The organism is Rhizobacter sp. P3_B12, from assembly GCF_056402895.1.
Genome location: NZ_JBFUGN010001217.1, coordinates 1 through 1,614, shown reverse-complemented (window position 1 = coordinate 1,614; position 1,614 = coordinate 1). Strand labels below are relative to the sequence as shown.

Here is a 1,614-nt window from a genome sequence, read left to right as displayed (position 1 = left end):
GCTTGCACGGCAGCGGCCAGCGCGGCAAGCGAGCCGTGCTCGAACAGGCTGCGCAGCGGCAGCGCGACGCCCAGCCGCTCGCGCAGCCGCGACTGCACGCGCAGGGCGGCCAGCGAATGCCCGCCGAGTTCGAAGAAGCGGTCTTCGCGGCCGACACGCTCGACGCCCAGCACCTCGGCCCAGATCGCCGCAAGCACCGTCTCGGCCTCGCCCTGCGGCGGCTCGAAGGCGCGTGCCGCCTGAGGCCCGGTGGCCGGCAAGGCGTTGCGATCGATCTTGCCGTTGGCGTTCAGCGGCAGCGTGTCGAGCACGGTGATCCCGGCCGGCAGCATCGCATCGGGCAGGCGCATGGCCAACTGCGCGCGCAGCGCTTGCGGATCGAGCGACTGCCCCGGCTGTGCCGACACATACGCCACCAGCACCTCGCCACCGCGCGCCACGACCACGGCCTCGCGCACGCCGGGTTGCGCCAGCAGGCCGGCCTCGATCTCGCCGAGCTCGATGCGCACGCCGCGGATCTTCACCTGATGGTCGATGCGGCCSAGGTATTCGAGCTCGCCCCCACCGTTCTCACCCTCGCGCCAGCACGCCAGGTCGCCGGTGCGGTACAGCCGCTCGCCGGTGCCGTGGGGAGACGCGACGAAGCGGCCCGCCGTCAGCCCCGGCTGCCCGCGGTAGCCCCGCGCCACGCCCGGCCCGCCGACGAACAGCTCGCCGGCGATGCCCGGCTGCACCGGCTCGAGCGCCTCGTCGAGCACGAAGGCCGACATGCCGCCGATCGGCCGGCCCAGCGGCAGCGCCGCGTCGGCATCGCTGGCGACGTGCATCAGCATGCCGACGCAGGTCTCGGTCGGCCCGTAGTGGTTGACGATGCGCAGCCCCGGCCGCAGCGCGCGCACGGTGGCCAGCAGCGCCGCATCGGCCGCCTCGCCGCCGAGCACCAGCGTGTGGGCCGGCAGCACGTCCTGCGGCCGCGCGGCGTTCAGCAGGCCCTTCAGGTGGCTGGGCACGATCTTCAGCACGTCGATGCGGTGGCGCTGCATCGCGTCGGCGAAGGCATCCGGGTCGAAGGCCGCGGCGCTGTCGAGCATCAGCAAGCTGCCACCCGAGCACAGCGCGCCGAACAGCGTCGTGTGGCCCAGGTCGGCGGCGACGGTGGACACCATCGCGAAGTTCAGGCCCTGCGGCAAGTCGTCAGGCAAGGCCAGCCGCGCGAGCATCGCCTGTGTGTAGTTCGCGAGCGCACCGTGCGACACCACGACGCCCTTCGGCGCGCCGGTCGAGCCCGAGGTGTAGATCAGGTACGCGGCCTGGTCCGGCAGCAAGACCGGCTCGGGCGGCAGCAGCAGCGAGCTCGGCGCCTCGAAGGCCGGCACGATCACCGGCAGCGTGCTCCACGCCACCGGCCCGGCCGCCATCAGCGCGCGTGCGCCGCAGTCGCGCAGCAGCTCCTGCAGCCGCGGCACCGGCAACGCGGGATCGAGCGGCACGGCCACCGCGCCGGCCTTCATCACCGCCAGCATCGCCAGCACGAACGGGCTGCCGCGCTCCAGCAGCAGCGCGACGCGCTCCTCGGCGCCTATGCCCTGCCGGCCGAGCTGCGCGGCCAGGCTG

The 1,614-nt window shown here is 74.0% G+C and carries 1 protein-coding gene; it reads right to left on the bottom strand.

From position 1 onward, the window contains the following. Positions 1-1,614, bottom strand: a 1,614-nt coding sequence (locus AC1D01_RS33905; RefSeq protein WP_477873853.1) for an amino acid adenylation domain-containing protein, incomplete at both ends; no start/stop codon positions are given.